This is a genomic window from Methylomonas sp. BG-2 (assembly GCF_057766305.1).
The window spans coordinates 1-3,895 of record NZ_JBYMAP010000305.1 but is presented as its reverse complement, the minus strand read 5'-3'; the positions used below and the strand labels follow the sequence as shown (position 1 = coordinate 3,895).

2 protein-coding genes are annotated in these 3,895 nt (G+C 60.4%); both read left to right on the top strand.

Translation table 11 applies throughout. The annotated features are described in order from the left end of the window. Positions 1–248: 248 nt before the first annotated feature. Positions 249–2,822, top strand: coding sequence for a DNA mismatch repair protein MutS (gene mutS, locus AC3B8H_RS19205; RefSeq protein ID WP_488443130.1), 2,574 nt, complete (start codon positions 249–251; stop codon positions 2,820–2,822). A gap of 238 nt (positions 2,823–3,060) precedes the next feature. Beyond that, the coding region (locus tag AC3B8H_RS19200) for a CHASE2 domain-containing protein (RefSeq protein WP_488443129.1) at positions 3,061–3,895 on the top strand (835 nt) is incomplete at its 3' end.

The window sequence follows — 3,895 nt, the reverse complement described above, 5'->3', positions numbered from 1 at the left end:
GTCGGCGGCTAAAAATCGCCGCGCGAAACACATCGTTAACGCGATCGGCAGATTGTGCAATTCGTCGGCGACCAATTGTCGCTAGCGAACCGTCAGCAACCCCAGACTGCAACGCGAGCCCCGCTCGCGCCAGCCACCGGTTGGGTGGCCCGCCCATTCGCCGATTTTGACGCCCGGCAAACTGGGAGGCGATCACCCACCGGACGTTGCCACGCCGATATAAAATTTACTCCTCAAATTCGTTATCCATGACCACCCAGGCGACACCCAATTCCAGCGCCCAGCACACCCCGATGATGCAGCAATACCTGCGCATCAAGTCTCAACATCCCGAAATCTTATTGTTTTATCGGATGGGCGATTTTTACGAGCTGTTTTACGACGACGCCAAGCGCGCCGCGCAATTGCTCGATATTACATTGACCGCGCGCGGCAGTTCAGCCGGAGCGCCGATTCCGATGGCCGGGATTCCGTATCATGCCGCCGAAAATTACATCGCCCGCTTGCTGAAACAGGGCGAATCGATCGCGATTTGCGAGCAGATCGGCGACCCCGCCAAATCCAAGGGACCGGTCGAGCGCAAGGTGGTACGCATCGTCACGCCCGGCACGGTCACCGACGAGGCTCTGCTGGAAGACCGCAAGGATAATCTGCTGGTGGCGCTGGCGCGCTTCGATAAATTGATCGGTCTGGCTTGCCTGGATTTGACCAGCGGCAAGTTCGTGCTGCAACAACTGGACGACGATAGCCAGTTGCTGGCGGAAATCGAGCGCTTGAATCCGGCCGAACTGCTGTTCAGCGAAGACCAAGCCCTGCCCGCCGCGATCAAGGAGCGCAAGGGCCTGTGCAAACGGCCGCCCTGGCATTTCGAGCTCGACAGTTGCCGACAACTGATTTTGAAGCAATTCAATTGCCACGACTTGAAGGGCTTCGGTTGCGAGCAACTGCCGGCGGCGATTTGCGCGGCCGGCTGCCTGCTGCAATACGTGCGCGACACCCAGTTCAACGCCCTGCCCCACATCCAGGGCATCGCCGTCGAGCACGCCGACGACAGCATCAGCCTGGACGCCGCCAGCCGCCGCAACCTGGAGTTGGACAGCCACCCCAGCGGCCAGCTGCAATACACGCTGCTCGGCGTGCTGGACAAAACCGCCACCGCAATGGGCAGCCGCTGTTTGCGGCGCTGGCTGCATCGGCCGTTGCGCGATCAGGCGGTAGTCAACGGCCGTTACGCCTGCATCGCCAGTCTGATCGACCACGAGTTGTATCGCGACCTTCAAGCCAGCCTGCGCCAAGTCGGCGACATTGAGCGCATCAGCTCACGGATTGCGTTGAAATCGGCCAGACCGCGCGACCTGTTGACCCTGCGCCTAACCTTGGCGGTGCTGCCGGAGCTGCAACAAAAACTGGCCGGTAGCGACAATCCTCACTTGGAAGCCTTACGCCAGCAACTCAAAGAACACCCGGAACTGGTCGATCTGCTGCAACGCGCGATCATCGACAATCCGCCGGTCTTGATCCGCGACGGGGGCGTCATCGCGCCGGGCTTCAACGCTGAACTGGACGAACTGCGCAACCTCAGCCAGAACGCCGACCAGTTTTTGATCGACATGGAGCAGCGCGAGCGGGCCGCCACCGGCATCGCCAACCTGAAGGTCAATTACAACCGGGTGCACGGTTATTACATCGAAATCTCCAATGCCCAAGCCGACAAAGTGCCGGTGCATTACACCCGTAAACAAACGCTGAAGGGCGCCGAACGCTATATCACCCCGGAGCTAAAATCGTTCGAGGACAAAGTGCTGAGCGCGCGGGAAAAATCGCTGGCTTTCGAAAAAGCATTGTACGACGACTTGCTGGGCACGCTGGGCGAGGCTTTGCTGGATTTGCAGCAATGCGCCACGGCGCTGGCCGAGCTCGACGTGCTGGTCAACTTTGCCGAGCGCGCCGAAACCCTGAATTGGTCTCAACCGATATTGACCCAGGAACCCGGCATCCATATCGTTGCCGGCCGCCATCCAGTGGTCGAACAATTGTCCAGCATCCCCTTCGTCGCCAACGATCTGGATTTTTCCGGCGAGCGGCGGATGCTGGTCATCACCGGCCCCAACATGGGCGGTAAATCGACCTACATGCGCCAAGCCGCGCTGATCGTGTTGCTGGCGCACATCGGCTGCTACGTGCCGGCGCAGTCTTTGAGCTGCGGGCCGATCGACAAAATCTTCACCCGCATCGGCGCTTCCGACGACTTGGCCAGCGGCCGCTCCACCTTCATGGTGGAAATGTCGGAAACCGCCAACATCCTGCACAACGCCAGCGCCAACAGCCTGATTTTGATGGACGAAATCGGCCGCGGCACCAGCACTTTCGACGGTTTGTCGCTGGCCTGGGCGTGCGCCGATTATCTGGCGCGCAACGTCAAAGCCTTTACCCTGTTCGCGACCCACTATTTCGAACTGACCACGCTGGCCGAGGAGCAAACCGGCATCCACAACATTCATTTGGATGCGATGGAGCACGGCGACAAGATCGTATTTCTACACGCGGTGAAAGACGGCCCGGCCAGCCAGAGCTACGGCCTGCAGGTCGCGGCACTGGCCGGCGTGCCGCAGTCGGTGATCGCCAATGCCAAACAAAAACTGGCGCAACTGGAAAATACGGCTTACATCGAGCAGCAAAGCCACCAGGAAATCAATCAGTTCGATTTGTTTACCAGCCGCGAATGCCATCCGGCGGTGGTGCTGCTGGAAGAAATCGATCCGGACCACCTCAGTCCGCGCCAGGCCTTGGACACGCTGTACCGGCTGAAGAAAATGCTCTAGGCCCCATCAGCCATCAGAGCCGCCGCTCGCCCAGGGGTCTGGGGCAATGGGAAGCGCGGGATGGCGGTTTCTCCCCGGCCGTTTGGGCGTGAACTCAGAAGAACTCTTGGTCCGGCCGACAGACGCGGCAAAAACCGCAGCCACGAATGTTTGCTCAAAACGCGAACTGTTTCGAAATGTCAAAATGCCGTCCACTGACTATACTCGGCGGTGATTCTTCGAACCATTTCCCGCATCGATGCCAAGACGGCTAAGCAAGCAAACGCCCATCGCGCTGATCCTGGGCATCGCGATAGTGGCCTTGACCTGGAGCGACGCCGCTTGGCGATTGGACCGCTGGCTGTACGACGCCTGTTTGAATTGGCTGGCCCAGCCGGCCTCCGCCGACATCGTCATCGTTGAAGTCGATCAGCGTAGTCTAGCCGCGCTGGGGCGCTGGCCCTGGCCTCGCGATATTCACGCCAAGCTGTTGCGCGAACTCGCGGCCGCGCGGCCCACCGCGATCGCGCTGGATTTTGTGTTTTCCGAGCCCGATGCCGAACACCCGCAAGCCGATGCGGAACTATCCCGCGCCTTGCGGAACAGCGGCCCGGTGATTCTACCCGTCATCATCGAAAGCAACGCCGGCTCTCTGGTCGAAACCTTGCCGATCGCTTCGTTTCGCTCGGCGGCGATTCTGGGCCATGCCAACCTGGAGATGGACAAAGACGGCGTTGGCCGCGGTCTACTGTTGTGGAGCGGGCTTGGCAGCGCTCATTGGCCGGCCATGGCCTTAGCGATCTACGCGGTCCGTTATCCGGACGCATTGAGATCGACCACCGGCGCGCGAACCGGCGCGAACCTGACGGACTCCGCCAACGGATTGGCCGGCGACCATAGGGTCGGTTTACCGTTTTACGACATCAGTAGCGACTTCGTCCGGGTATCGTACGCCGACGTCCTATCCGGCGCGGTGAGCGGCCAGGTTTTCAAGGATAAATTCGTATTGGTCGGTTTGACCGCAGCCGGCATCGAGCGAGAATTACCCGCTCCACTCGCGGTCGGGAACCGCCCGCTGAGCGGCGTCGAATTTG